Source organism: Alphaproteobacteria bacterium, from assembly GCA_019635875.1.
Lineage (GTDB): Bacteria > Pseudomonadota > Alphaproteobacteria > Reyranellales > Reyranellaceae > JAFAZJ01.
The window spans coordinates 77,597-102,866 of the sequence record JAHBYP010000003.1; the positions used below are offsets into that span (position 1 = coordinate 77,597).

A 25,270-nucleotide genomic window follows, 5' to 3' on the forward strand; every position below is an offset into this window, starting at 1 on the left:
CAGTCTCACTACAGGAGCCCGCCCCATGGCCCGCGACCGTCTGATCTCACCCGAATTCTGGACCCGGGAGGCCGTCATCGACTGCCAGCCGATGGCCCGCCTGCTGCTCATCGGCCTGTCGAACTTCGCCGACGATTTCGGCGTGCAGCCGCTGCGGCCGCGTACCATTCGCATGCAGGTGTTTCCCGGCGACGCGATCGACAACGACGCCGTGTGCGCGATGATCGCCGAGCTGGCGGCGCAGGGGCTGCTGCGCCTCTACGAGGTCGACGGCGTGGAATACGTCGCGATCGTCGACTGGGAGCAGTTCCAGCGCGTCAGCAAGCGCGCCAGGCGCCGCTATCCGGCCGAGACGGCGCCTGATGCCGGCGAAGCCGATGGCGGGCTTCCCGACCATAGCAAACCATCGCATCTCTTTGGGACCGCCGGCGTCTCGCCGGCATCTTCTGAAGCCGCCGAGACACCGGCGGCCCCAGGAGAGGCAAGCGGCCCGCATGCCGCTCCGCCTACGCCGCCAGATTCGCCTTTAGCGCCTGTGCCACCTTCGACGCCGGCTGACGCCCCAGCGCTTCACAGATGAAGCGGCCGGTGGCGGCGATGGCGTCGAGATCGACGCCGTGCTCGATGCCCAGGCCATTGAGCAGGTAGAGCACGTCCTCGGTCCCGACATTGCCCGAAGCGCCCTTGGCGTAGGGGCAGCCGCCCAGCCCGCCGACGGCGGTGTCGAACACGGTGATGCCGCGTTCCATCACCGCCAGGATATTGGCCAGCGACTGGCCGTAGGTGTCGTGGAAATGCGCCGCGATCTTCTCGCGCGGCATGCGCTCGGCCACCGCCTCGATCATCGCCACGCATTTCGCCGGCGTGCCCACGCCGATGGAGTCGCCAAGAGAAACCTCATAGCAACCCATGCGGAACAGCCGCTCCGAGACATCGGCGACGATTCTTGGGTCGACGTCGCCCGAATACGGGCAGCCGGCGACGACCGAGACGTAGCCGCGCACCCGGATGTTGTGGCGCTGCGCCGCCTCGATCACCGGGGCGAAGCGCTCGAAGCTCTCGTCGATGGTGCAGTTTGTGTTGGCCTTGCAGAACGCCTCGGAGGCGGCGGTGAAGACCGCGACCTCCTCGCACTTGGCCTCGATGGCGCCGTTCATGCCCAGCTTGTTGGGCACCAGCACGGGATAGGACACGCCCGGCTTGCGCTTGATCCTGGCCATCACCTCGTCGGTGCTGGCCATCTGCGGCACCCATTTGGGCGACACGAAGCTGCCGGCCTCCACGGTCGTGTGGCCGGCGGCCGTCAAACGGTCGATCAGCTCGACCTTGACGTCGACCGGCACCGGCCTGGCCTCGTTCTGCAGGCCGTCGCGGGGCCCGACCTCGACCAGTCGCACACGCTTGGGCAGGTTCATGGCGGTTCTCCTTGCTCCCTCTACTCTACCTTCCCCCGGAGGGGGAAGGTGCCCGAAGGGCGGATGGGGGATGTCGAAGACGAACGCAGGCGTCCGGCTTCGACATCCCCCATCCGTCGCGCTTCGCGCGCCACCTTCCCCCTCCGGGGGAAGGTAGATCAGTCAGCCCGCCGCCACCCGCGCCATGGCGCGGTCGGCGGCGGCCAGGGTCTCGTCGATGGTCGCATCGTCGTGCGCGGTGGAGAGGAACCACGAGCAACGCTGGTTCACCCGCACGCCCTCGTCCTGCAGCGCGCGGCTGAGCGCCATGGCGCGGTCGCGGTCGGTGGCCGCGGATTCGCGGAAGTTTCGTGGCGGTGGCCCAGTCGTGATGAAGGTCTGGAAGATCGTCGGCAGGCCCTGCGCGAGGATCGGCAGGCCGTGGCGCCTGCCCAGCGTCTCGAGCTCGCGCATCAGCCGCGCGCCGCGCTTCTCCATCGCCGCGTAGATCGCCCCGCCGTCGCGCTCCAGCAGGTCCAGCGCGGCCAGCGCCGCGGCCATGCTCTGGACATTGCCGTTGTAGGTGCCGCCATGCATGACGTTGCGGCTCTGCAGGATCTCCATCACCTCGCGCCGGCCCGCGACCATCGCCAGCGGAAAGCCCGCCGCCACCGCCTTGGCGTAGATCGACAGGTCGGCGGTGAAGCCGAAGCGGCCCTGCGCGCCCCTCAGCCCGGCGCGAAAGCCGGTGATCACCTCGTCGCAGATGAACAAGGTGCCGTGCCTGCGGCAGAGATCGGCGACGCCCTGCAGATAGCCGGGGTGCGCCAGGATCGCGCCGCCGTTGACCATGACAGGCTCCATGATCACGCCGGCGATCTCGCCGCCCTGCTTCGCGAACAGCGCCTCCAGTCCCTCGAGATCGTTCCATCCGCGCACGATCACGTCGTCGAGCGTGCCGGGCGCGATGCCCTCGGACTCCGCCACCGGCACCGGCTGGTCGGCCGGGCCGGCCTCGTTGCCGCCCGGCCGCACGCTGATATAGGTCTGGTCGGTCCAGCCGTGATAGTGGCCCTCGAACTTCACCACCTTGCGCCGGCCGGTGAAGGCGCGTGCGATGCGCAGCGCCATCAGCACCGCCTCGGTGCCGGAGGTCGCGAAGCGCACAAGCTCGGCGCCGGGCAGCAGGCCGCACAGCCGCTGCGCCAGCTCGGCCTCGCGGCGATGCTGGGCAGCGAACACCTGGCCGTCGGCGAGGCTGTCGGCCACCGCCCTGATCACCTCCGGCGGCGCGTGGCCGAGGATCGCCGGGCCGTTGCCCAGCACGTAGTCGATATGCACATTGCCGTCGACGTCGGTCAGCCGCGCGCCCTCGCCGCGGCTGAAGAACAGCGGCACCGGCACGCTGGCGTAGCGGACATTGCTGCTGACGCCGCCGGCCATATGGCGGCGCGACTCCTCGTAGAGCGCAATGGACCCTCGATAGTCGCGCATGGCTCCTCCCGGCGATTTCCGATAGCGTGGCGCATCGCATGATCGAAAGCGAGAGGACCGCATGACCGCCCTGTCGAATTCCCGCGTCGCCTGGTTCAACGGCCAGTGGATGCCCGAGGGCCAGGTGGTGATCCCCTTCCGCGACCGCAGCTGGAAGTACGGCGACGGCGCCTTCGACATGACGCGCACCTTCGACGGCCGCATCTTCCGCATCAAGGAGCACATCGACCGCTTCTACCGCTCGCTGCGCTACCTGCACATCGATCCCGGCATGGCGCCCAAGGAAATGGTGGCGCTGAGCGAGGAAGCCGTGCAGCGCAACGAGCATCTGCGCGAGAAGGACGGCGATTTCTGGGTCGGCCAGCGCGTGAGCCGCGGCGTCGACGCGATCGGCGACGAGGGCTGGGACCATACCGGGCCCAACGTGGTGATCGAGGTGCTGCCGCTGCCGCTGGCCAAGCGCGCGAAGTACTTCCGCGACGGCGCCGACGTGATGACCACGGCGATGCGGCGCACCGCGCCGACGATGCTCAGCCCGCGCGCCAAGACGCACAACTACCTCAACATGATCGTCGCCGAGCGCCCGGTGAAGGCGATGAACCCCGACGCCTGGGCGATCCTGCTCGACGAGAACGGCAACCTCGCCGAGGGCCTGGGCAGCAACATCTTCATCGTGCGCGAGGGTGTGCTCCTGACCCCCAGCGAGCGCTACGTGCTGCCCGGCGTCTCCCGGCAGATGACCATGGACATGGCGAAGAAGCTCGGCATCCGCTGCGAGCAGGCCGACATCGACCTGTTCGACGCCGCCAACGCCGAGGAGATGTTCCTGACCTCGACGTCGCTCTGCATCCTGCCGGTGCGCGCCTTCAACGGCGAGAAGGTCGCCGACGGCAAGGTGCCGGGGCCGATCACCAGACGGCTCACCGACGCCTATATCGCCGAGGTGAAGTGCGACTTCGTCCAGCAATACCTCAGCAAGCTGGCCGCCTAGAGATGCTGACGCTCTATCACGCGCCGCAATCGCGCTCCTCCCGCATCGTCTGGCTGCTGGAGGAGCTCGAGGCGCCGTACGAGCTGAAGATCGTCGACATCTCGCGCATGGACGGCTCGGGTAAGGCCGATCCGGACAATCCGCATCCCGACAAGAAGGCGCCGGCGCTCCTCGACGACGGCGCGCTGGTCACCGAATCGGCGGCGGTCTGCCTGTACCTGACCGACAAGTTCCCGGCCAAGGGCATCGGCCCGGCGGTCGGCGATCCATTGCGCGGACCCTACGTGTCGTGGCTCGCCTACAACGCCGGCGTGATCGAGATGATCATGCACATGGAGTTCGCCGGCCTAATGGACAACCAGGCGCTGCGCCGCACCTTCCGCGGCCGCGAGGAGTACGATGCGCGCATCCTCGGCGCGCTCCAAGCCGGGCCGTATCTGCTGGGCGAGCGCTTCTCGGGCGCCGACGTGCTGATCGGCAGCACCGGGATGTGGATGCGCAACATGATGCCCAAGGGCAAGGTGGTCGACGACTACCTCGCGCGGCTGGCCGCGCGCCCGGCGCTGGCGCGGGCCCGTGCCAGGGACGGCGCGATTCCCAAGTAAGGGTGGAGACGGACATGGACGGCGCGAGTCGCGTCAATATCGATCTGGCCTCGGCGCTGGCCGAGGTCGAGCGCGAGTACGTCGCGGCGCGGCCGAAAAGCCAGGCGCAGGCCGAGCGCGCCGGCAAGTCGATGCCCGGCGGCAACACGCGCACGGTGCTGTTCTACGGCCCCTTCCCCGCGGTGATCGATCGCGGCGAAGGGCCGACCTTGATCGACATCGACGGCAACCGCTACATCGACTTCCTCGGCGAGTACACCGCCGGTCTCTACGGCCATTCGCATCCGGTGATCATGCAGGTGCTGCACGAGACGCTCGACAAGGGCGTGTCGTTCGGCGGGCCCAACGTCAACGAGGCCGAGCTGTCGCGGCTGGTCTGCGAGCGCTTCCCCTCGGTCGAGCTGGTGCGCTTCACCAACTCGGGCACCGAGGGCAACATCATGGCGCTGGGCACCGCGCGTGCCTTCACCGGCCGGGAGAAGATCCTCGGCATCGCCGGCGGCTATCACGGCGGCGTGCTCTACTTCGGCAGCGGCGCGCCGTCGCCGATCAACGCGCCCTACCCCTTCGTGCTGGCGCCCTACAACGACATCGAGGGCACACGCGCGCTGATGCGGCAGCACGCGGCCGAGCTCGCCGCCATCATCGTCGAGCCGATGATCGGCAATTCCGGCATCCCCGCCGACGTCGACTATCTGAAGATGCTGCGCGAGGAGGCGACGGCGCACGGCATCGTGCTGATCTTCGACGAGGTGATGACCTCGCGCCTGTCGCCCGGCGGCCTGCAGCTCAAGCACGGCATCACCCCCGACATGACCACCTTCGGCAAGTATATCGGCGGCGGCATGTCGTTCGGCGCCTTCGGCGGCCGCGGCGACATCATGCGGCGTTACGATCCACGCCAGGCCGATGCCTGGCCGCACGCCGGCACCTTCAACAACAACGTGCTGACCATGGCCGCCGGCGTCGCCGGCCTGACGAAGATCTACACGCCGCAGAAGTCGATCGAGCTCAGCGCCCGGGGCGACGCCTTCCGCGCGAAGCTCAACGCCATCGGCGCGAAGGCCGGCGTGCCGCTCATGTGCACCGGCATGGGCTCGATCAACGTCGTGCATTTTCAGCGCACGCCCCTGCGCCGCCCCGCCGACGCCGGCAAGACGCCGATCGAGGCGCGCGCGCTGTTCCAGCTCTCGATGCTGGGTCGCGGCTACTACATCGCGCGCCGCGGCTTCAGCAGCCTCTCGGTCGTGCTCGAGCCGCAGCACTACGACGGCTTCCACGCCGCGGTCGAGGCCTTCTGCGAGGAGTACCGCTCGGTGCTGCAGGCATTGGACGGGTAGCACCTCTGTCATCCCGAGCGCAGCAAGGGATCCAGGGGTGCGGCTAGTCTAGATCCCTCGCTGCGCTCAGGACGACAGCCAACGCGCGACCGCGCGTCGCGGACGGCGAGGCATGCGGGCGTGCTACAGCCCTCGCCCTCATCATGGACGCGTTCCTCGTCTCGACCGCCGTCGTCGCGCTGGCCGAATGCGGCGACAAGACCCAGCTGCTTGCCCTGGCCCTCGCGGCGCGGCTGCGCCGGCCGATCCCCATCGCGCTCGGCATCCTCGCCGCGACCCTGCTGAACCACGCCGCCGCCGGCTATGTCGGCCACCTGCTGAGCGGCGTGCTGGAGGGCGACTGGCAGCGCTGGGTGCTGGGCGTGTCCTTCATCGCCATGGCCGCCTGGACGCTGATCCCCGACAGGGACGACGGCACTACGGCGCGCGAGGCGGCGAGCGGCTGGGCGGCCTTCGTCACCACCTCGATCGCCTTCTTCCTGGTCGAGATGGGCGACAAGACGCAGATCGCCACGGTGGCGCTGGCGGCGCGCTTCGACCTCTTGGCCGCGGTCGTCGTCGGCACCACCGCCGGCATGATGCTGGCCAACGCGCCGGTGGTCTGGCTGGGCCACACCCTGGCCGATCGCCTGCCCCTGCGCGCCTTGCGCCTCGCAGCCAGCCTGCTCTTCGCCGCGCTCGGCGTGCTGACCCTGGCTGGCGTCTCGCTGTGATCAGGCCAGCCCGTTGAGCCTGGCGTGCTGCAGCAGGATGATGGTCTTGGCGTCGAGGATCTCGCCCCGCGCCACCATCGCCAGCGCCTCCTCGAGCGTGGTCTCGATCAGCTCGATGTCCTCGCCCTCGCTCTCCGCTCCGCCGCCGGCGGAAACGCGCCTCGAGGCGTCGTAGTCGCCGACGAAGAGGTGCAGCCGCTCGGTCACCGAGCCGGGGCTGGGAAAGACCTGCATCACTTCGCAGAGCGCGGAGACCGCGTAGCCGGTCTCCTCCTCGATCTCGCGGCCTATGCCGGCGACGGGATCGGCGCCGTCGAGCCTGCCGGCGCAGACCTCGATCATCATGCCGTGATGGCCGTTGACCCAGGTCGGATAGCGGAACTGGCGCGTCAGCAGGATGGTGCCGCGCGCGCGGTCGCGCAGCAGCACCGCGACGCCGTCGCCGCGGTCGTAGGTCTCGCGCCGGAGTTCCTGCCAGCGCCCGTCGCGGCGCAGCCAGTCGAAGGTGGCGCGCCGGAGCTTCGACCAGCCCTCGTGCAGCGTCTCGACGCCCTTCAGGCGCAGGCGCGCGGCGACCCGATCCCTCACGCCTCGATCGTGACCTTGGGCACGAAGGGTTTGGAGGCGAAATGCTCCTGGTCCGAGCCGTCGGCGAATTTCACGCCGGCGCGGCGGATGGCGCCGTCGTCGACGCGCTCGAGCGGCACGTAGTAGCGGTCGTCGTCCTTCGTCACCGTGTCGTTGTCGACGCGGTTGTAGCAGACCAGCAGGGTCCAGCGCCGGTTGGCCGAGCGGTTGGCGTCGCTGCGGTGGATGGCGTTGCTGTGGAAGATCAGCACGTCGCCCGGGTCGAGCTCGCAGTACTCGACGGGATAGCGCGCCAGGATGTGCTCCATGCGCTTCGGGTCGACCTCGTTCTGTCCCTGGGTCAGCGGCGTGTGGTCGATGCGCCCGAGCCTGTGCGAGCCGCGCACGATCTGCAAGCAGCCGTTGCCGCGGTCCGAGCGATCGAGCGCGATCATGCACGACAGCAGGTCGGGCCGCAGGCAGCCATTGTGGTACCAGTAGCCGTAGTCCTGGTGCCATTCCCAGGCGCCGCCGACATGCGGCTCCTTGGCGGTGAGCTTGGACTGGTAGTGATAGACCTCCCCGCCCAGCAGGCGGGTCACGGTATCGACCATGCGATCGCAGCGTGCCGCCAGGCCATAGACGCTGTCGCCGGCGCGGTTCCACAGCGAGATGCGGGTCGAGCGACCTTCGCCGTCGAGGCGGTCGAGCATGTGCCCGCGCACCGACGGATCGCGCTCCATCGCGCCGCGCAGCAGCTCGACTTCGTCGGCGGCGAAGAGACCGCGGGCGATCACCAGCCCGTCTTCCTCATAGGCGCGGATCTGCGCCTCGTTCAGCGCGCAGGCCATGCGACGTCCTCCCGGCTTCCAGGCGCCGGGAGGACTATCGCGCCGCCTGACCCGCCCCGTCTAGTGGGCGATCAGGGTGGGCACCGTCATGTGGCCGAGCATGGTCCGGCTGGCGCCGCCGAACAGCGTCTCGCGCAGCTTGGAATGGCCGTAGATGCCCATGACCACCAGGTCGATGTCGAGATCGGAGACTCGCGAGAGGATGATGCTGCCGACATCGGTGCCGTCGGACACGTCGTTGATCAGCTCGACGTTGACGCCGTGGCGCGCCAGCCAGCCGGCCGCCTTGCTGCCCGGCGGGTCGTCGTGGCCGTTCTCGTTCGCCTCGCGCTTGTGGCCGTCGACCACCAGCAGCGTGACCTTCTCCGCAGCCTGCAGCAGCGGCATGGCGTCGGTCGCCGCGCGCATCGCCTCGGGGCTGTCGTTCCACGCCAGCAGGACCTTGCGGCCCACCGGCTTGCTGTAGCCGATATGCGGCACGACCACCACCGGCCGGTGCGACTCCATCGCCACCGCCTCCGGAAGGTTGGTGTACATGTCGCCGATGGACTTGTCGGGATCGCGCTGGCCGACCACGCCGATATCGGCGTAGCGCAGCTCCTCGTTCATCGCCCCGGTCGCGTCGGCGACGGCGCCGTGGAACTCGACCTCGACAGCGCTGCCTTTCGTCGTGTCCTCGAACAGCTGGCGTGCGACGGCGAGGCGTTCGCGGTTGGCTTCGGCCTGACGCGCCAGCACCGCGTTGCCGAGCGCCATGCCGTCGACGCCGGCGGGCAGACGGACGCGCGGCATGACGGCCAGACCGATCAGCCGGGCGCGGCAGGCCTGGGCAAGCTCGAGCGCGAGGCGGATGCGCGACACCGATTCCTTGTTGTCGTCGAGCTGCACGACGATTGTCTTGTAGGTCATGGATGCCTCCTGGCGTTCATGGTCGACGCCGGCGCATCGCCGCGAGAGCTCACAATCACCACCCGTGCGGCGGTACCGTTCGACCCTCAACCTGTGCCGACGGCCTGAAACGTCGGGCTGCGATCGAGATGGGATCGCAAGATCGCGCCGTCAAGCCGGCTACGGCACATGCGGCGGTGCAATATAAGGCCGCAATCAGGCGCGGGCGCCGTAGCTGCGGTCCTCGATCGTCAGTCGGCCTTCCTCGATGGCATGACAGGCCACCAGGCCACCTTCGATCGGAATCGACGCCGGCCGCTCGCGCTTGCAGCGGTCGTTGGCGAAGGGGCAGCGCGGATGGAAGGCGCATCCCGAGGGCGGGTTGATCGGGCTGGGCACCTCGCCCGCCACCGGCGCGCGCTGACGGCCCGTCATGTCCAGGTCAGGAATCGTGTCCAGCAGCATCCGGGTATAGGGATGCTTGGGCCGCCGGAACAGCGTGTCGGTGTCGGCGACCTCGACCAGCCGGCCGAGATACATCACGCCCACCCGCGTGCTGATGTGATAGACGACCGCGAGATTGTGGCTGATGAACAGATAGGTCAGCCCGTGCTCGCGCTGCAGCTCCATCATCAGGTTGAGGATCTGCGCCTGCACCGAGACGTCGAGCGCCGAGGTCGGCTCATCGCACACCAGGAACTCGGGACGGCTGGCGAGCGCGCGCGCGATCGAGATGCGCTGGCGCTGGCCGCCGGAGAATTCGTGCGGATACTTCGCGCCGTCGGCCGGCGTCAGCTTGACCTGGCGCAGCAGGTCATCGACACGCCTGCGAACCTCCTGCGAGGAGCTCGCCAGCCTGAAGGCGCGGATCGGCTCGGCGATGATGTCGAACACGCGCCAGCGCGGATTGAGGCTGGCGAACGGATCCTGGAAGATCATCTGCATGCGCCGGCGGATCGCCGCCATCTCGGCGCCGCCGCGCTTCTGCGCCATGTCGTTGCCGTCGAACTCGATCGAGCCGTCGGTCGGCGGATAGAGGCCGACGACGAGGCGCGCCACCGTCGACTTGCCGCAGCCCGATTCGCCCACCAGCGAGAAGGTCTCGCCCTTCCTGATCTCGATGTCGATGCCGGCCACCGCCTGCACGATGGCGCGCGGCTTGCGCTCCAGCACGCGCGCCAGCCAGGGCGGCGAGACGTCGAAGTAGCGCCTCAGCGAGGAGAGCCGCACCAGGGGCTTGCCGCCGCTCGATGGCGGACGGACCACTGCGACGCCGCTGTCAGGCATTCGCCGTCTCCCTCGCCAGGGCCGGACCGACGCCTCCGGCGTCATAGAGCCAGCACGCCGCGCGGGTCACGCCGGCCGGCATCAGCTCGGGACGCTCGACGGTGCAGCGCGCACCGGCCTCGGGGCAGCGCGGGTTGAAGGCGCAGCCGCTGGGGATCGCCGTCAGCCGCGGCATGGCGCCGTCGATCTGCGTCAGCCGCTCGCTGCGCACGCCGAGGCTGGGGATCGAGCCCATCAGGCCGCGCGTGTAGGGATGGCTGGCGTTCTTCACCACGTCGCGCACGGGCCCGATCTCGGCCAGGCGGCCGGCGTACATGACGGCGACGCGATCGGCGGTCTCGGCGATCACGCCCATGTCGTGCGTCACCAGCATTACCGCCGTGCCGTGCTCGCGGCACAGCCGCTTGAGCAGGGCGATGATCTGCGCCTGGATCGACACGTCGAGCGCCGTGGTCGGCTCGTCGGCGACGATCAGGCGCGGATTGGCGCAAAGCGCCAGCGCGATCACGACGCGCTGGCGCATGCCGCCGGAGAACTGGTGCGGATAGTGATCGACGCGCGTCTCGGCGGCGGGAATGCCGACCTCCTTGAGGAGATCGATCGCGCGCTTGCGCGCTTCGGCCACCCCCAGCGGCAGGTGCGTCTGGATGGTCTCGACCAGCTGGCGGCCGATCGAATAGAGCGGGTTGAGGCTGGTCAGCGGGTCCTGGAAAATCGCGCCGATGCGCGCGCCGCGGATCCGGCGCATCAGCTCGTAGGGCAGGTTGTCGATGCGCTCGCCCTCGAGCAGGACCTCGCCGCCGGCGATGCGGCCGGGCGGCTCGAGCAGGCCGATGATCGCCGCGCCGGTCAGCGACTTGCCGGCGCCGGACTCGCCGACGACACCCAGGACCTCGCCCGGCGCGATGGAGAACGAGACATCGTCGACCGCGACCAGGGTGCCGCGCCGCGTCGGGAACTCGACGCGCAGATTGCGCACCTCGAGCAGCGGCGGCTGGTTGGAACCGGGGATCATCGGCGCGACCTCATCGCAGCTTGGGATTGAGGGCGTCGCGCAACCAGTCGCCCAGCAGGTTCACGGCAAGCACCAGGATCGCCAGCGTCAGGCCGGGGAAGATGGTGATCCACCATTCGCCGGAGTTCAGGTACTCGTTGCCGATGCGGATCAGGGTGCCCAGCGACGGCTGCGTCGAGGGCAGGCCGACGCCGAGGAACGACAGCGTCGCCTCGGTGATGATCGCCAGGCCGAGATTGATGGTGGCGATCACCAGCACCGGGCCCATGACGTTGGGCAGCACGTGGCGGATCATGATCAGCCAGCGCGGCAGGCCGATGACGCGCGCCGCCTGCACGTATTCCTTGTTGCGCTCGACCATGACCGAGCCGCGCACGGTGCGGGCATACTGCACCCAGAAGGCCAGCGAGATCGAGGCGACGATGACGAAGACCGCGATCTCCTCGTGGCGCCGGACCGAGATGATGCCGCGCACCACGCCGTCGATCAGCAGCGCGATGAGGATCGCCGGGAAGGTCAGCTGCACGTCGGCGATGCGCATGATCACCGCGTCGACCGTGCCGCCGACATAGCCGGCGATCAGCCCCAGGCCGATGCCGAGGATCATCGAGACGAAGACCACGGCGAAGCCGACCTCGAGCGACAGCCGCGTGCCGTACAGGATCGCCGAGTAGAGGTCGCGCCCCTGATCGTCGCTGCCCATCGGGAAGCTCCATTCGCCGCCGAAGCCGACCGGCGGGCGCATGGCGTCGCTCAGGTTCAGGTTGGCCGGATCGAAGGGATTCTGCAGCGCGATCAGCGGCGCGAGAAACGACGCCGCGACGATGAAGAACGTGACAGCCGCCGCCAGCATGGTCATCGGCGAGGCGCGGAAGCTGTACCAGATGTCGCTGTCGGCGGCGCGCCGGAAGCTGTCGATCAGCACCATCTCAGTGCCTCCCCGCCGCCGCCGCGCCCAGGCCGCGCAGCCGCGGATCGACGACGAAGTACAGCAGGTCGACGATCATGTTGATGACGACGAAGAACAGGCTGACCAGCAGCAGATAGGCGGCCATCACCGGGATATCGGCGAACTGCACCGACTGGACGAAGAGCTGGCCCATGCCCGGCCAGGCGAATACCGTCTCGGTGACGATGGCGAAGGCGATGATGGCGCCGAGCTGCAGACCGGTGATGGTGATCACCGGCACGAGCGTGTTCTTCAGCGCGTGGCCGAAATTGATGGCGCGGTTCGACAGGCCGCGGGCGCGCGCGAACTTGATGTAGTCGGTGCGCATCACCTCCAGCATCTCCGAGCGCACCAGGCGCATGATCAGGGTGAGCTGGAACAGGCCAAGCGTGATCGAGGGCAGGATCAACGCCTTGAGCCCGGACCAGGTGAAGAAGCCCGATGTCCACCAGCCGAACGTCACCGTGTCGCCTCGGCCGAACGAGGGCAGCACATTGAGGATCACGGCGAAGAACAGGATCAGCATGATGCCTATCAGGAAGGTCGGCAGCGAAATGCCGACCAGCGATACCGCCTGCAATGCCCTGCTGGTCCAGTGTCGCGGATAGAGGCCGGTGTAGACGCCCAACGGGACGCCGGCGCCGACGGCGAACAGCGCGGCGCAGAACGACAGCTCCAGGGTCGCCGGCAGCTTCTCGAGGATCAGCCGTCCGACCGGATCGGAGGTGCGATAGCTCAGCCCGAAGCGCCCGGTGGCGGCGTTGCCGATGAAGCGCACGAACTGCAGCGGCGCCGGATCGTCCAGGCCCAGCTTCTTGCGCAGCTCCTGGCGGTCCTCCATCGAGGTGTCCTGGCCGACCATCGCGTTGATCGGATCGCCGATATAGGTGAACAGCGAGAAGGCGATGAAACCCACGGCCAGCAGGACGCCGACCGCCTGGGCGAGCCGTCGCAGAATGAATGCGATCATGACGGGCGATGTAGCATGAAACAGACCAGAGCCGCACCCAACCTTCCTTCCCCCGCTGGCGGAGGAAGGTGGCGCGAAGCGCCGGATGGGGGTGGCTGTCCGGTCACGTGCCGACAATCGAGTCTGGCCGCGATGCCGACACCCCCCATCCGCCCTTCGGGCACCTTCCCCCGCAAGGCGGGGGAAGGTGGAGGCGGCAGACGCTACTTCAGCGTGACGAAGCGCAGCGGGAAGCGGTTGTCCGCCGGCTGGTGCAGGCTGACGTTCTTGCGCGCCGCCCAGACCACCGCCTGCTGGTGCAGCGGGATGTAGGCGTAGTCCTGGGTGTAGAGCCTGGTGGCCTCGACGATCATGGCGTTGCGCTTTGCCGTGTCGGTCTCGCCTTCGATCTTGTCGGCCAGCTCGTCGATCGCCTTGTTCGAGTAGCCGCTGACGTTGAAGGCGCCCTTCTTGGTCGTGGCGCTGGGCGTCTGGATCAGCGCCTCGAAAACGTTGTGCACGTCGTAGGTCGCCGCCGGCGACCAGCCCAGCATGTAGAAGCTGGTCTCGCCCGGCTTGAAGTCGCTCTTGCGCAGGATCTTGGTGAAGTACTTGCTGCGCGTCTGCGCCAGCAGGTTCACCTTGACGCCGATGCGCGCCAGCATGCCGACGACCGCCTGGCAGATCTTCTCGTCGTTGACGTAGCGATCGTTCGGGCAGTCGAAGCCGACCTCGAAGCCCTGCGGGTAGCCCGCGTCGGCCAGCAGCTTCTTGGCCTCGTCCGGCTTCAGGAGCGCCGGCCGCTTGTCGAGCTCCTTGACGTAGCCGTTGATTCCCGGCGCCACCATCAGCGAAGTCGGGAAGGACTGGCCGCGCATGACCGTGCGCTTGATCGCCTCGACGTCGATCGAGCGGAAGAAGGCCTCGCGCACCCGCTTGTCCTTGAACGGGTTCTTGCCCTTGATGTTGGACTCCAGCAGCTCGTCGCGCTCGACGTCGAAGCCGAGATAGACGACGCGCGTCTCGGGGCCCTCGATGACATTGACGTTGGCGTCGCGCTTGAGGTTGTCGGTGTCCTGCGGCGGCACCTCGTACATCATGTCGATGTCGCCGGCCTTCAGCGCGGCGACACGGGTCGCCGCATTGGGCACCGGCGTGAAGATCACCTCGTCGAGGTTGTGGGTCGCCTTGTCCCACCAGTTCGGGTTCTTCACCAGGATGGTCTTCTCGCCCGCCTTGCGCTCCTTCAGGATGAAGGCGCCGGTGCCCATGGCGTTGCGGGTGGCGAAGTTCTCCTCGTTCTTGGTGGCGTCCGAGGCGACCGCGGCGTTGTTCTTCTCGGCCCAGGCCTTGGACATGATCAGGATCGCCGCCCACTTCGAGGCGAGCAGCGGATCGGGATACTTGGTCTCGACCTCGATGCGGAAGTCGCTGACCTTGCGGATCTCCTTCATCGAGGCGAAGTAGGCCTTCATGTTCGAGCCGCCGCTGTTGGCGCGGTTGAGCGAGAACACGACATCGTCGGCGGTGAAGGGCGTGCCGTCATGGAACTTCACGCCCTGGCGCAGGTCGAAGAACCACACGGTCGGCGAGGACTGGCCCCACTTCTCCGCCAGCGCCGCCTCGAGGCCGAGGTCCTTGCCGCGCCGGATCAGCGGCTCGTAGATGTTCTCGAGAAAGGCCAGCAGGAACGTCTCGTTGCGATAGTACGGGTCCATCGAGCTGACGTCGCCGGCGTTCGCCCACTTGAACGTCTTGGCCGAGGCCTGCGACACAGGCGCGATGACCAACGCCCCGGCCAACGCAAGCGCCGCCGCGCCCGCGAAGCCCCAACGCGAAATTTTGCCCATCAGGAAACTCCCTCTCATTATTAGGACCGGCGGCGACTTAACCCCGATAAGGTCGCGGGCCGGAACTTGTGCCGCCGAGCATACAGGAAATCGCCGGTACTCTTCACGTCCGAACATCGGCAGCTGTTCTGTCGATTTTTTCGCGGAATTTTCACGAATCGGTTGATTCCGGCGCAGGGGTTGTGTATAAAGAGACCTGTTAGTTGCAAACATATAAGCCATTGATTTCCGGGGAAGATTTACATGAGACTCCACATTATGAGGGGCTCCGCGGCCTCCAAGCGAGCATCGCTCGCCGCCTTCCACCCCGAAACAATGCTGTCCGGCCCCACGGCGTATCGCCGGGGCTGACATCGGCCATCGTCAACCCCGACCGCGCAGGCGAGGCAGCGCGTTTCGCGGATCGCCGGCACCGCCGACTGGAAGGAACGAGACATGACCGCCATCGCGCATGTTGCACGGGATCACCTGCCCGCGAATCGCGACACGCACCGTGTCACCGCCATCGCCGGCCTTGCATTGGCCGCGGCGGGCCTGGTGCTGCTTCACTATGGCTCCTTCGCCCAGGCCCTGGCCGCGCTCGGCCTGTCGCCGGCGAGCTGAGGGGGCCGCACATGCTGAAGCTGCTCCACGAACTGGTCACCGACCTCTGGTACGACGAGTCCGGCACCGTCGTCATCGAGTACACGATGCTCGCGACCCTCGTCGCCATGGCCATCCTGACGTCGGTGCAATTCATCGGCACGAACCTTGGCGCGAACGTCGCAAACACGGTCAGCCACTTCCAGTAGCCGCGACCATCCGTTCCGGCATCCGGGACCACGCGGACCGGCCGAGGCCACATGGACAGCGTCGTCTGCGCGACGCTAGAGTGCCGCCCGACGGTCAGTCCGGAGGGGTTCCCAAATGAATCAGATCACGCGCTCGCTGCGCGGCAATTCCAACGCCGCGCGCGACATCGCCTCCCATCTGCATCCCTACACCAACTTCAAGAAGCACGAGAGCGAAGGTCCGCTGACCATCGTGCGCGGCCGCGGCGTGCACGTCATCGACGACGACGGCAAGGAGTACATCGAGGGAATGGCCGGCCTGTGGTCGGCCTCGCTCGGCTTCGACAACGAGCGCCTGGCCAAGGTCGCCTACGACCAGCTGCGCCAGCTGCCGTTCTATCACTCGTTCAACCACCGCAGCCACGAGCCGGCGATCAATCTCGCCGAGAAGCTGCTCGAGATGGCGCCGGTGCCGATGTCGAAGGTGTTCTTCGCCAATTCCGGCTCGGAGGCGAACGACAGCGTCATCAAGATGGTCTGGTACATGAACAATGCGCTGGGCCGGCCGCAGAAGAAGAAGATCATCAGCCGCATCAAGGGCTATCACGGCGTCACCGTGGCCTCGGCCAGCCTCACCGGCCTGCCCAACAACCACAAATCCTTCGACCTGCCGATCGCCGGCATCCTGCACACCAGCTGCCCGCACCACTACCGCTTCGGCAAGGACGGCGAGAGCGAGGAGCAGTTCGCGACGCGCTGCGCCGAGGAGCTCGAGGCGCTGATCCAGAAGGAGGGCCCCGACACGGTCGCGGCGATGATCTGCGAGCCGGTGATGGGTGCCGGCGGCGTCATCGTGCCGCCCAAGGGCTACTACGAGAAGATCCAGGCGGTGCTGAAGAAGCACGACGTCCTGCTGATCGCCGACGAGGTGATCTGCGGCTTCGGCCGGACCGGCAATGTCTGGGGCAGCCAGACCATGGGGTTGAAGCCCGACATCCTGAGCTGCGCCAAGGCGCTGTCGGCGTCGTTCCTGCCGATCTCGGCGGTGATGGTGAACGAGCGCGTCTACCAGGCGCTGATGAGCGAGAGCGACAAGATCGGCGTGTGGGGCCACGGCTTCACCTACTCCGGCCACCCGGTCGCCGCCGCCGTCGCACTCGAGGCGCAGAAGATCTACGACGAGACCGATCTCTTCGGTCACGCCGCGCGCCTGGCGCCGCACTTCCAGGCGCGCCTGCATTCGTTCAGTGACCATCCGCTGACCGGCGAGACGATGGGCGTCGGTCTGGTGGGCGCCGTCGAGGTGGTCGCCGACAAGAAGACCAAGGCGGTCTTCGAGCCGGCCGGCGCGGCCGGCAACAGGATTGCCAAGCACGCGATGGAGATGGGCCTGATCATCCGCAACATGGCGGATCGCATCGCCATCTGCCCGCCGCTGGTGATCACCCAGGCGGAGACCGACGAGCTGTTCAACCGCCTGCGCAAGGCCTTCGACGCCGCGCTGGCCGAGATGCGCGCCGACGGCAGCTTCAAGGGCTGAGATCAAGGTGGCCGCTTCGCCTCGCGTTACCTTCCTCCGGAGGGGGAAGGTGGCGGCGCGAAGCGCCGACGGAAGGGGGATGTCGAAGACGAACGGCGGTGGTCGTCTTCGACATCCCCCTTCCGCCCTTAGGGCACCTTCCCCCTGCGGGGGAAGGTAAGTGACAACCACCACCGACATCGCGGCGGTGTCGCGCCGGCTGCGCCTGCGCTCGAACTGGGCCTGGGCGTTCTTCGCCTCGGCAGTCCCCGCCGTCGTCTTCGGCCTGGGCTTCGTCGGCGACAGCGAGAGGCTGCGCGACGTCGCGGCGGTCATGGCGCTGATCTTCTGGCTGTTCGGCATGATCCCCGCCGTCGCCGCCACCGTGGGCGCGTTCCGCCACTGGGACGCCCTGCCCGACCGCATCCGTTTCCTCGCCGTCTCGCCGATGCTGGCGGTGTCGTTCAGCCTTTCGCTCGGCGTGATCTCGCTCGTGCTGGCCTGAGCGCCGCGGCGGCGATCCAGCTTCGGAACGCCTTGAAGCCCTCCTCCACCGCGCGGTGCGGGCGGTAGACGAGGTACCAGCTGGTGCCCTTGGGGACGGAGAGCGGAAACGGCGCCACCAGCCGGCCGGCGGCGAGATCGTCGTCGATATAGGGACGGATGCCCATGGCCACGCCCAGCCCGTCGGCCGCCGCCTGCAGGGCGTGGCCGTAATACTCGAACAGCGGCCCGTCGACCCGCAGCTCGCCGAGGCCCGCCGCCTTCAGCCAGCTGGGCCAGTCCTCGCGCGCATGGGCGACGCGCAGCAGGGTCGCGCGCCGCAGATCCTCGGGCTTGCGCAGGCGTGCCGCGGCCGACGGCGCGCAGACCGGCGACAGATCGGCGGCGAACAGCCGCTCGGCGACGAAGCCGGGCCAGTCGCCGTCGCCCAGCCGGATGCCGCAGGTCCAGTCCTCGGCGAACGGCACGGTGGCGCCGCCCGTCGTGATACGCACCTCGACCTCCGGCGCCTCGGCGCGGAAGGCGGCCAGCCGCGGGATCAGCCAGCGGATGGCGAAGGTCGGGCCGACGCCCACCGTCAGCACGCGGCCGCGCGCGGCGTCGCAGATCTGCGCCGTCAGCGTCGCCAGCGAATCGAGGATCGGCGTCAGGCCGTCGCGAAAGGCGATGCCGGCCGGCGTCAGCCGCAGGCCGTTGGCGCGGCGCTCGAACAGCGGCACGGCCAGACGCGCCTCGAGCAGGCGCACCAGCCGGCTGATCGCCGCCGGCGTGACGCCGAGCTCCTCGGCCGCGCCGGCGAAGCCGCCGCGCCGGGCCGCGGCCTCGAACGCCTTGACGCCGTTGAGCGACGGCAGCGCGCGCATCGACACCCTCAGGAAAACTAGGCCTAAGCCTACTTAACGCCGTTTGCGGCCGGGCGACAAGCGGCGCATGAGGAAGCGCATGACGCCGCTGCTGATGGCCCTGCTCTTCGCGATCATGGTCGCGACCGCCTTCCTCTCGGGCATCTTCGGCATGGCCGGCGGCCTGATCCTGATGGGCGTGCTGCTCGCCCTGATGCCGGTGCCGGCCGCGATGGTGCTGCACGGGGTCACGCAGTTGGCCTCGAATGGCTGGCGCGCACTCCTGTGGCGCGACCACATCGTATGGAAGCCGGTCGGCTACTACATGGTGGGCTGCGCGCTGGCGCTGGGCCTGTGGTCGCTGCTGACCTTCGTGCCGACGCGGCCGCTGGCCCTGCTTTTTCTCGGCCTGTCGCCCTTCGTCGTGCGGCTGATGCCGGCATCGCTCAAGCCCGACCCGGGCAAGCTGCTGCACGGCACGATCTTCGGCTGCGCCTGCACCAGCCTGATGCTGCTGACCGGCGTATCCGGGCCGCTGCTCGACACCTATTTCCTCGGCGGCGCGATGGATCGCCGCCAGCTGGTGGCGACCAAGGCGACCTGCCAGGTGCTCGGCCACGCCATCAAGCTGGTCTATTTCGGCGGCATCGTCACCCAGGCCGCCGGGATCGATCCGATCCTTGCCGGCCTGGCCATCGCCGCCTCGCTGATCGGCACGACGGCGGCGCGGCGCATCCTCGAGGCCATGTCGGAAAAGCAGTTCCGCACCTGGGCCAACCGCATCATCCTGGTGATCGCGACCTACTATGTCGGTCACGGCGCCTGGCTGATGGCGACCTTATAGGAGACAGCGACATGAGCGATCCGATCGATCCGCTGATCGTCGACCTCGTCGAGTGGGTCGGCAAGGCGCCGCGCTCCTACGCCGAGCTGATCGACGCCTGGCGCACCTCGTGCCCGCGGCTCACGGTGTGGGAGGAGGCCTGCGCGCGCGGCTTCGTGGCGCCGCGCTCGGTCGCCGGCGCGGGCACGATCGTCGAGATCACCGACCAGGGCCGCGCGCTGCTGGCGCAGACGGCCACCTCGTCATCCTGAGCGCAGCGAAGGATCTTGCGGTATCGCGGTCACATACAAGCGCGGCGCACGATGGCACGACCGCCAGGTCCTTCGCTGCGCTCAGGACGACGCCGTGAGGTCAACGGACGCTCTTCAGATAGGCGATGATGTCGGAGCGGTCGTTGGCGTCGCCGACCGAGAAGCCCATGCGGCTGCCGCGGACGAACTGCCCCGGTGCCGCGAGCCACTTGTCGAGCGTCGCCTCGTTCCAGGTGTGGCCGGCATTCTTCAGCGCCGTCGAGTAGCTGAAGCCCGGCGCGGTGCCCGCCTTGCGGCCGAACACGCCGCGATGCAGCGGGCCGATGCGGTTGGCCTCAAGCGAGTGGCAGCCGGTGCAGCGCGCCTCCCACAATTCCTTGCCGCGACTGGCGTCGTTGGCGGCGAGCTGCGGGCCGATGCAGAGCTGGCCCGCGATCACCGCGCAGGCGAGAAGCGTATCCATGGGTCACCTCGGTGCGCGATCCCCGCCGCCGCGACGCGGCGGGGACCCTCGGATGCGGGGTTCAGCCGACGTAGAACGCCTTGGGCGAGAGCGCATCGCCCAGCGCCTGGCTCAGCACCATCCAGTGGCCGGTCTCGTCCGAGGCGAGCTTGGCCGAGACCTGCGATAGCGCCTTGTCGGAGAAGGACGGGATGACGCCGAGATAGGCGTTGGCCGCACCGCGCTCGAGCTTCTGCGCCAGGCGCAGCACGTCGGTCTGGTTCTTCAGCGAGGCGGCGTTGAGCGCCCGGGCGACCTCGGCGTCGGGCTTGGCCGCGACCGGCGTGCCACCGAGCTTGCGGATGGTGGCGATCAGCGCGTCGCGATGCTCCTTGTGATGGCCCTGGAAGGTCACCGCGACCGGCAGCACGGCCCTCGTGACCAGGCCGCTGCCGGCGGCGATCGAATAGGCGCTGATCGCCTCGTGCTCCAGCCCCAGCGCGACGTTGAGGATCTGCACGTCGCCGGCCGGGTTGTCTGCGCCTGCGCCTGGCTCGCCATGCGCTCGCAGCCGGCGATCAGCGCGACCGCGGTGGCCGACAGGAACGAGGCGCCGCCGACTCGCAGCACCTTGCGGCGGCCGCCGTTCACAGTGGTATCCATGATGATTGCTCCCTTCGTGGTCGACGAGGTCATGTCTTGACCGTCGTGCCCTGTTACGGGCGCCGCCAATGGGAGGATGCGATCAGCCGATCACGAGCGCGCGTGGCCGACGTGAGGAACTTGTGAACTCTGAATCATCGCGGCGATGCATCCGACGCGACGATCGCTGCGTAAGCTTATCCTTCTCCCCGCGAAGGCGGGGAGAAGGTGCCGAGCGCCAGCGAGGCGGATGAGGGGCTTCTCGCTCAACACCACCGACGTTGCCGATGGCAGCACCGCACAAGCCCCTCATCCGCCCTTCGGGCACCTTCTCCCCGCCTTCGCGGGGAGAAGGACTTATGGATATCCCTCGTAGATGGGCCCGCGGATGAAGATCACGCCGCCGTTGTGGCTGGTCAGCGCCGGGTGCTTCACGCCCGCCGTCGCGGCGTGGAAGTCGCCGGCATAAAAGACCGTGTCGCCGATCACCATGTCGCCCGACAGCACCATGCATTCCTCGGTCGTCGGATGATCGTGCGCCGGCACGTGGCCGCCGGGCGCCAGCCGCAGCAGGAACGAGCGCTCGCGCCGGACCCTGTCGACCAGCAGGATCTTGACCTCCGAGCCGCGCGCCGCAGGCGGTCGACGGCGCGGCGGCGCACCACCATCGCCATCCAGGCCATCGGCGCGCCGCGCTCGGGCCGGTACTGGCCGGCCTTGTCCCAGATGGCGACGAAGGCTTCCTGCAGCACGTCCTCGGCCGCGTCGCGGCGGCGCAGCACCGTCAGCGCGACGCCCATGAGCACGGGCGCGGCCGCCCGGTACAGCGCCGCGAACGCCTCGCGCTCGCCGCGTGCCGTGCCCGCCAGCGCCTCGACCAGCGGATCGTCCAGAACCCCGTGCACCGCGCCCAATCCAGCCGGCGGCGCGCGGCCTGTCCCGGCCCGCCAGCGTCACCATTTCCCGTAATGCGCGACCAGCCCGCGCCACAGCGCGTCGCGTTCGGCGCCGAAGCCGTCGTCGCTGGTCGCCGAGCGCTCAACCGCGGTGATCACCAGGGCGAGGCGCAGCCCGGGATCGACGAAGATCCCTTGTCCGTGCGCACCGAACAGCCCGAAACGACGAGCCCGGCCCGGGAAGAGCCAGAACTTGTAGCCATAGCCGTAGTACGGCGTCGCCGAACCCGGCTCGAAGGCCGGCGGATGGCGGCGATGGTCGGTCGCCTCGAGCAGGAAGTCGCGCGGGATGATCTGCCTGCCGTCGCGCACGCCGTCATCGGCCAGCAGCATCGCCAGCCGGCCAAAATCGCGCAGGGTGGCATTGAGGTAGCCCATGGTGGCCTCGACGCGCGAGGAATCAACGATCCAGGTCGCGTCGGCCTCGGCGCCCATCGGCCGCCACAGCCGGTCGGATATGTAGGACGACACGCTCTGCCCGGTGGCGCCGGTCAGCACGTAGCCGAGCACGGCCGTCTCGGTCGAGGCGTACTGGAAGCGGGTGTTCGGCGGGTGCCTGCGGTCGGAGAAGGTGCGCAGCGCCGCCACGCTGCCGACCGCCTCGTGCAGCTTGAAGAACCTGGTGAGATCGTCCTTGCCGTCGTAACGCTCCGCGAAGGCAACACCCGAGCCCATGCGCAGCAGCGCGCGGATCGGCGTCTCGCCGTAGGCCGATCCGGCAAGGCCCGGAGCGTAGACCGCGGCGTGATCGTCGAGCGAGCGGATGCGGCCCTCGGCCAGCGCGAAGCCGACGGCGATGGCGGCGATCGACTTGGCGATGGAGTTCGACAGCAGGCGATGGGCTGCCGTGCGGTCGTACTGATAGCGCTCGACCTGCACGACGCCGTCCTTGACCACCATCAGTCCGGTGACGCGTCGGCCGGCGAGGAAGTCGTCGATCGTCCGCTTCTCGCTGAAGTAGCGATAGGTATAGCCGGGAACCGCGGCGGCGATCGGCAACGGACGCGCGCTGTCCGCCCGCCCGATGCGGTTGTGCGGCAGGATGGTGTCGAGATGGCTGTACGAGCCGACGCGCAGCTTCTCGTCGGCGAACCAGGTCTCGCGCGTGCCGACGGGATAGCCGGCCGCCTTGCCCAGCGCCTCCTCGTCGGGGGCGGCGCGCGTGATCGATGGGATGAAGAGGAGGCTCAGGCACAGCAGCAGGCTGCGCACGGCGGCCGCGAACGCACCGCGGCTGCCGCCTGCCGATGGGTCGACCCGGGCTTCGAGCATGCCGCCCGTAGCCTGTCCCCCGGCTTGACATGCGTCAATGCGGCCTTGTCCGCCTGCGGGAATTCTGTTTGGTATGACGTGTTCCATCATTAGTTTGCCGAGCAGGCCCGCCCGCCCCGAAAGGTCCCGAGGCATGTCGTTCGACTACACCGGTTTCTTCGCCGAGCAGCTGGCGGCGCTGAAGGCCGAGGGGCGCTATCGGGTCTTCGCCGATCTCGAGCGGCTGGCGGACCGGTTCCCGCTGGCGCTCTACCGCGACGAGCGCGGCCGGGCGCGCGAAGTCACCGTGTGGTGCAGCAACGACTACCTGGCGATGGGCAGCCATCCGGTGGTCACCGGGGCGATGGCCGCGGCGATCCTCAGGCAGGGCGCGGGCGCCGGCGGCACGCGCAACATCTCCGGCACCAACCACCTGCATGTCGAGCTGGAGCACGAGCTCGCCGACCTGCACGGCAAGGACGCCGCCCTGGTGTTCACCTCGGGCTATGTCGCCAACGAGACGACGCTGGGCACGCTGGCCTCGCGCCTGCCCGGCTGCGTGGTGTTCTCCGACGCCTTCAACCACGCCTCGATGATCGCCGGCATCCGCAACAGCCGCGCGCCCTACCACATTTTTCGTCACAACGATCCCGACCATCTGCGCGAGCTGCTGGCGGCCGCCGATCCGAAGGTGCCGAAGCTGGTGGCCTTCGAGTCGGTGTACTCGATGGACGGCGACATCGCGCCGATCAGCACGCTGTGCGACGTGGCGCAGGAGTTCGGCGCGCTGACCTATCTCGACGAGGTGCACGCCGTGGGCATGTACGGCGCGCGCGGCGCCGGCGTGGCCGAGCGCGACGGCGTGATGCATCGCCTCGACGTCATCCAGGGTACCCTCGCCAAGGGCTTTGGCGTGGTCGGCGGCTATGTCGCGGCCGATGCCGGGCTGGTCGACTTCATCCGCAGCAACGGCAACGGCTTCATCTTCAGCACCTCGATGCCGCCTTCGATCGCCGCCGGCGCGCTGGCCGCGGTGCGCTATCTGAAGAGCGAGGGCGCCGAGCGCCGCGCGCGGCACCAGGAGCGCGCCGCGACGCTCAAGGCCCGGCTGGCGGCCGTGGGCCTGCCGGTGATGCCCTCGGTCAGCCATATCGTGCCGCTGTTCGTCGGCGACGCCGCGCTGTGCAAGGCGGCCAGCGACCTGCTGATGGATCGCCATGACATCTACGTGCAGCCGATCAACTATCCCACCGTGGGGCGCGGCGCCGAACGCCTGCGCATCACGCCGACGCCGGCGCACGACGACGCGGCGATGGATCGCCTGGTCGCCGCCCTGGTCGATGTCTGGCAGACCCTGATGCCCGAGCGGCGTCAGGCGGCCGAGTAGAGCCCATTCGCCGCCGCCAGGTTGGCGGCCAGCGCCACCATCACATCGAGCGTCGGCGTGTCGAGCCCCGCGACCCGGGCGAAGGCGTGCGGCGCCTTGACGATCGCCTCGATCTCCATCGGCCGGCCGAGCTCGTAGTCCTGCAGGATCGACGGCTTGTGGTTCTGGTAGACGCGGCCGGTGCTCGACATCGATGTCGAGGTCGACGCCGTGGGCGCGCGCGGTGGCCAGCCCCTCGGCCAGCGCGCGGCGGCAGACCTCGTTGATGCCCGGCTGCCGCAGCACCGGGATCGCCTGGCCGGTCAGCAGGCACATCACCGAGCCCGAGAGATTGGCCATCAGCTTGTGCCAGGCGTTGCGCCTGATGTCGCCGGTCGGCGGCGAGGCCATGCCGGCGGCGACCAGCGTCTCGCGCAGCCTGTCGACGCGCGCGCTCGCCCTGTCGTCGGTCTCGCCGACATGCAGGATGTTGCGGCTGGGTGTGCCGTTGTGGATCACGCCGGGCTCGACCACCTCGTTCGACGAATAGACCACGCCGCCGATCACCCGGTCGGGCAGCAGCGCCTTCGCCAGCGCGCCGCCGGGATCGAGCCGCGACAGGTCCGGCGGCCTTGGCCGCGACGGCGACAGGCCGTGCGCGTACCACCAGGGAATGCCGTTCTGCACGAACACGGCCGCGGTGTCCCCGCCCAGCAGCGGCCTGGCGCCCTCGACCAGCGCGACCAGCGCGTTCGCCTTCAGCGTCGCCAGCACGACATCCTGCGGCCCGAGCTCGGCGGCGTTGTCGGAGGCCCTCACCCTGGCCTCGATCACGCGCTCGCCGGTGTGCAGGCGGATGCCGCGTTCGCGGATCGCCGCGAGGTTCGGCCCGCGCGCGACGATCGAGACCTCGTTGCCGGCGGCCGACAGCTTGGCCGCGATGTGGCCGCCCACGGCGCCCGCCCCGAACACGCAGATACGCATCGTCGA

27 protein-coding genes and 2 pseudogenes are annotated in these 25,270 nt (G+C 68.7%); 12 read left to right on the plus strand and 17 right to left on the minus strand.

Features of this window, described 5'->3' with window-relative positions:
• Positions 1-25: 25 nt before the first annotated feature.
• A complete protein-coding gene (locus KF889_11655) occupies positions 26-580 on the plus strand; it encodes a hypothetical protein (protein ID MBX3500093.1) in 555 nt (184 codons plus the stop codon).
• Here KF889_11655 and KF889_11660 read toward each other — a convergent pair.
• Together KF889_11660 and KF889_11665 are read right to left on the minus strand one after the other, a co-directional pair.
• Positions 507-1,415, minus strand: a complete 909-nt coding sequence (locus KF889_11660; GenBank protein ID MBX3500094.1) for a hydroxymethylglutaryl-CoA lyase — start codon at positions 1,413-1,415, stop codon at positions 507-509. The two genes, KF889_11655 and KF889_11660, sit on opposite strands and share 74 nt — an antisense overlap.
• 162 nt (positions 1,416-1,577) lie before the next feature.
• Complete coding sequence (locus KF889_11665; GenBank protein ID MBX3500095.1) at positions 1,578-2,888, minus strand: aspartate aminotransferase family protein; 1,311 nt, start codon at positions 2,886-2,888, stop codon at positions 1,578-1,580.
• 61 nt (positions 2,889-2,949) lie between these two features.
• Between KF889_11665 and KF889_11670 the strand changes: the two genes are divergently transcribed.
• The 4 genes from KF889_11670 (at position 2,950) to KF889_11685 (ending at position 6,537) form a co-directional block, all read left to right on the plus strand.
• Positions 2,950-3,879 (plus strand): aminotransferase class IV, encoded by a 930-nt coding sequence (locus tag KF889_11670; GenBank protein MBX3500096.1) that lies wholly within the window; start codon positions 2,950-2,952, stop codon positions 3,877-3,879.
• Between the two features lie 2 nt (positions 3,880-3,881).
• Entirely contained in the window at positions 3,882-4,484 is a 603-nt protein-coding gene (locus tag KF889_11675) for a glutathione S-transferase (protein MBX3500097.1), read from the plus strand.
• A 14-nt stretch (positions 4,485-4,498) separates the two neighbouring features.
• Positions 4,499-5,824 (plus strand): aminotransferase class III-fold pyridoxal phosphate-dependent enzyme, encoded by a 1,326-nt coding sequence (locus KF889_11680; protein MBX3500098.1) that lies wholly within the window; start codon positions 4,499-4,501, stop codon positions 5,822-5,824.
• Positions 5,825-5,967: 143 nt separating this feature from the next.
• Positions 5,968-6,537, plus strand: a complete 570-nt coding sequence (locus KF889_11685) for a TMEM165/GDT1 family protein (protein MBX3500099.1) — start codon at positions 5,968-5,970, stop codon at positions 6,535-6,537.
• On the opposite strand, the gene KF889_11690 is transcribed toward KF889_11685, so the two are convergent.
• The 8 genes from KF889_11690 to KF889_11725 all read right to left on the minus strand — a co-directional run bounded on the left by KF889_11690 (position 6,538) and on the right by KF889_11725 (position 14,893).
• Positions 6,538-7,125 (minus strand): NUDIX domain-containing protein, encoded by a 588-nt coding sequence (locus KF889_11690; protein ID MBX3500100.1) that lies wholly within the window; start codon positions 7,123-7,125, stop codon positions 6,538-6,540.
• Positions 7,122-7,955, minus strand: coding sequence for a phytanoyl-CoA dioxygenase family protein (locus KF889_11695; GenBank protein ID MBX3500101.1), 834 nt, complete (start codon positions 7,953-7,955; stop codon positions 7,122-7,124). The genes KF889_11690 and KF889_11695 overlap by 4 nt, the downstream gene beginning before the upstream one ends.
• Positions 7,956-8,015: 60 nt before the next feature.
• Positions 8,016-8,864 (minus strand): universal stress protein, encoded by an 849-nt coding sequence (locus KF889_11700; GenBank protein MBX3500102.1) that lies wholly within the window; start codon positions 8,862-8,864, stop codon positions 8,016-8,018.
• A 195-nt stretch (positions 8,865-9,059) separates the two neighbouring features.
• On the minus strand, positions 9,060-10,130 hold the full coding sequence (locus KF889_11705; protein ID MBX3500103.1) for an ATP-binding cassette domain-containing protein: 1,071 nt from the start codon (positions 10,128-10,130) through the stop codon (positions 9,060-9,062).
• On the minus strand, positions 10,123-11,145 hold the full coding sequence (locus tag KF889_11710) for an ABC transporter ATP-binding protein (protein MBX3500104.1): 1,023 nt from the start codon (positions 11,143-11,145) through the stop codon (positions 10,123-10,125). The genes KF889_11705 and KF889_11710 overlap by 8 nt, the downstream gene beginning before the upstream one ends.
• 10 nt (positions 11,146-11,155) lie before the next feature.
• A complete protein-coding gene (locus tag KF889_11715; GenBank protein ID MBX3500105.1) occupies positions 11,156-12,073 on the minus strand; it encodes an ABC transporter permease in 918 nt (305 codons plus the stop codon).
• Between the two features lies 1 nt (position 12,074).
• Positions 12,075-13,064: an ABC transporter permease gene (locus tag KF889_11720; GenBank protein ID MBX3500106.1), complete on the minus strand. Its 990-nt coding sequence runs from the start codon at positions 13,062-13,064 to the stop codon at positions 12,075-12,077.
• Between the two features lie 203 nt (positions 13,065-13,267).
• Positions 13,268-14,893, minus strand: a complete 1,626-nt coding sequence (locus KF889_11725) for an ABC transporter substrate-binding protein (protein ID MBX3500107.1) — start codon at positions 14,891-14,893, stop codon at positions 13,268-13,270.
• Between the two features lie 435 nt (positions 14,894-15,328).
• Between KF889_11725 and KF889_11730 the strand changes: the two genes are divergently transcribed.
• The 4 genes from KF889_11730 (at position 15,329) to KF889_11745 (ending at position 17,687) form a co-directional block, all read left to right on the plus strand.
• Positions 15,329-15,496, plus strand: a complete 168-nt coding sequence (locus KF889_11730) for a hypothetical protein (protein MBX3500108.1) — start codon at positions 15,329-15,331, stop codon at positions 15,494-15,496.
• Positions 15,497-15,507: 11 nt separating this feature from the next.
• A complete protein-coding gene (locus tag KF889_11735) occupies positions 15,508-15,684 on the plus strand; it encodes a Flp family type IVb pilin (protein ID MBX3500109.1) in 177 nt (58 codons plus the stop codon).
• 115 nt (positions 15,685-15,799) lie between these two features.
• Complete coding sequence (locus tag KF889_11740; GenBank protein ID MBX3500110.1) at positions 15,800-17,203, plus strand: aspartate aminotransferase family protein; 1,404 nt, start codon at positions 15,800-15,802, stop codon at positions 17,201-17,203.
• 160 nt (positions 17,204-17,363) lie between these two features.
• Entirely contained in the window at positions 17,364-17,687 is a 324-nt protein-coding gene (locus tag KF889_11745) for a hypothetical protein (GenBank protein MBX3500111.1), read from the plus strand.
• Here KF889_11745 and KF889_11750 read toward each other — a convergent pair.
• Entirely contained in the window at positions 17,647-18,549 is a 903-nt protein-coding gene (locus tag KF889_11750; protein MBX3500112.1) for a LysR family transcriptional regulator, read from the minus strand. The two genes, KF889_11745 and KF889_11750, sit on opposite strands and share 41 nt — an antisense overlap.
• Before the next feature lie 79 nt (positions 18,550-18,628).
• Between KF889_11750 and KF889_11755 the strand changes: the two genes are divergently transcribed.
• On the plus strand, positions 18,629-19,372 hold the full coding sequence (locus KF889_11755; protein MBX3500113.1) for a sulfite exporter TauE/SafE family protein: 744 nt from the start codon (positions 18,629-18,631) through the stop codon (positions 19,370-19,372).
• An 11-nt stretch (positions 19,373-19,383) separates the two neighbouring features.
• The gene (locus KF889_11760; protein ID MBX3500114.1) at positions 19,384-19,623 is read left to right on the plus strand and encodes a hypothetical protein; all 240 of its coding nucleotides are present in this window, start codon (positions 19,384-19,386) and stop codon (positions 19,621-19,623) included.
• A gap of 100 nt (positions 19,624-19,723) precedes the next feature.
• On the opposite strand, the gene KF889_11765 is transcribed toward KF889_11760, so the two are convergent.
• The 5 genes and pseudogenes from KF889_11765 to KF889_11785 all read right to left on the minus strand — a co-directional run bounded on the left by KF889_11765 (position 19,724) and on the right by KF889_11785 (position 22,935).
• On the minus strand, positions 19,724-20,086 hold the full coding sequence (locus tag KF889_11765) for a c-type cytochrome (GenBank protein ID MBX3500115.1): 363 nt from the start codon (positions 20,084-20,086) through the stop codon (positions 19,724-19,726).
• A gap of 61 nt (positions 20,087-20,147) precedes the next feature.
• Positions 20,148-20,728 (minus strand): annotated as a pseudogene (locus KF889_11770) (ferritin-like domain-containing protein).
• 336 nt (positions 20,729-21,064) lie between these two features.
• Positions 21,065-21,253: a cupin domain-containing protein gene (locus KF889_11775; protein ID MBX3500116.1), complete on the minus strand. Its 189-nt coding sequence runs from the start codon at positions 21,251-21,253 to the stop codon at positions 21,065-21,067.
• Positions 21,193-21,507 carry a hypothetical protein gene (locus tag KF889_11780; GenBank protein ID MBX3500117.1) on the minus strand — a complete coding sequence of 105 codons (315 nt, stop codon included), beginning with the start codon at positions 21,505-21,507 and terminating at the stop codon, positions 21,193-21,195. The genes KF889_11775 and KF889_11780 overlap by 61 nt, the downstream gene beginning before the upstream one ends.
• Before the next feature lie 153 nt (positions 21,508-21,660).
• On the minus strand, positions 21,661-22,935 hold the full coding sequence (locus KF889_11785) for a serine hydrolase (GenBank protein ID MBX3500118.1): 1,275 nt from the start codon (positions 22,933-22,935) through the stop codon (positions 21,661-21,663).
• Positions 22,936-23,068: 133 nt separating this feature from the next.
• On the opposite strand from KF889_11785, the gene hemA reads away from it, so the two are divergent.
• The gene (gene hemA / locus KF889_11790) at positions 23,069-24,301 is read left to right on the plus strand and encodes a 5-aminolevulinate synthase (protein MBX3500119.1); all 1,233 of its coding nucleotides are present in this window, start codon (positions 23,069-23,071) and stop codon (positions 24,299-24,301) included.
• Here the strand turns inward: hemA and KF889_11795 are convergent.
• Positions 24,286-25,264 (minus strand): annotated as a pseudogene (locus tag KF889_11795) (2-dehydropantoate 2-reductase). The gene hemA and the pseudogene KF889_11795 sit on opposite strands and share 16 nt — an antisense overlap.
• Positions 25,265-25,270 lie beyond the last annotated feature (6 nt).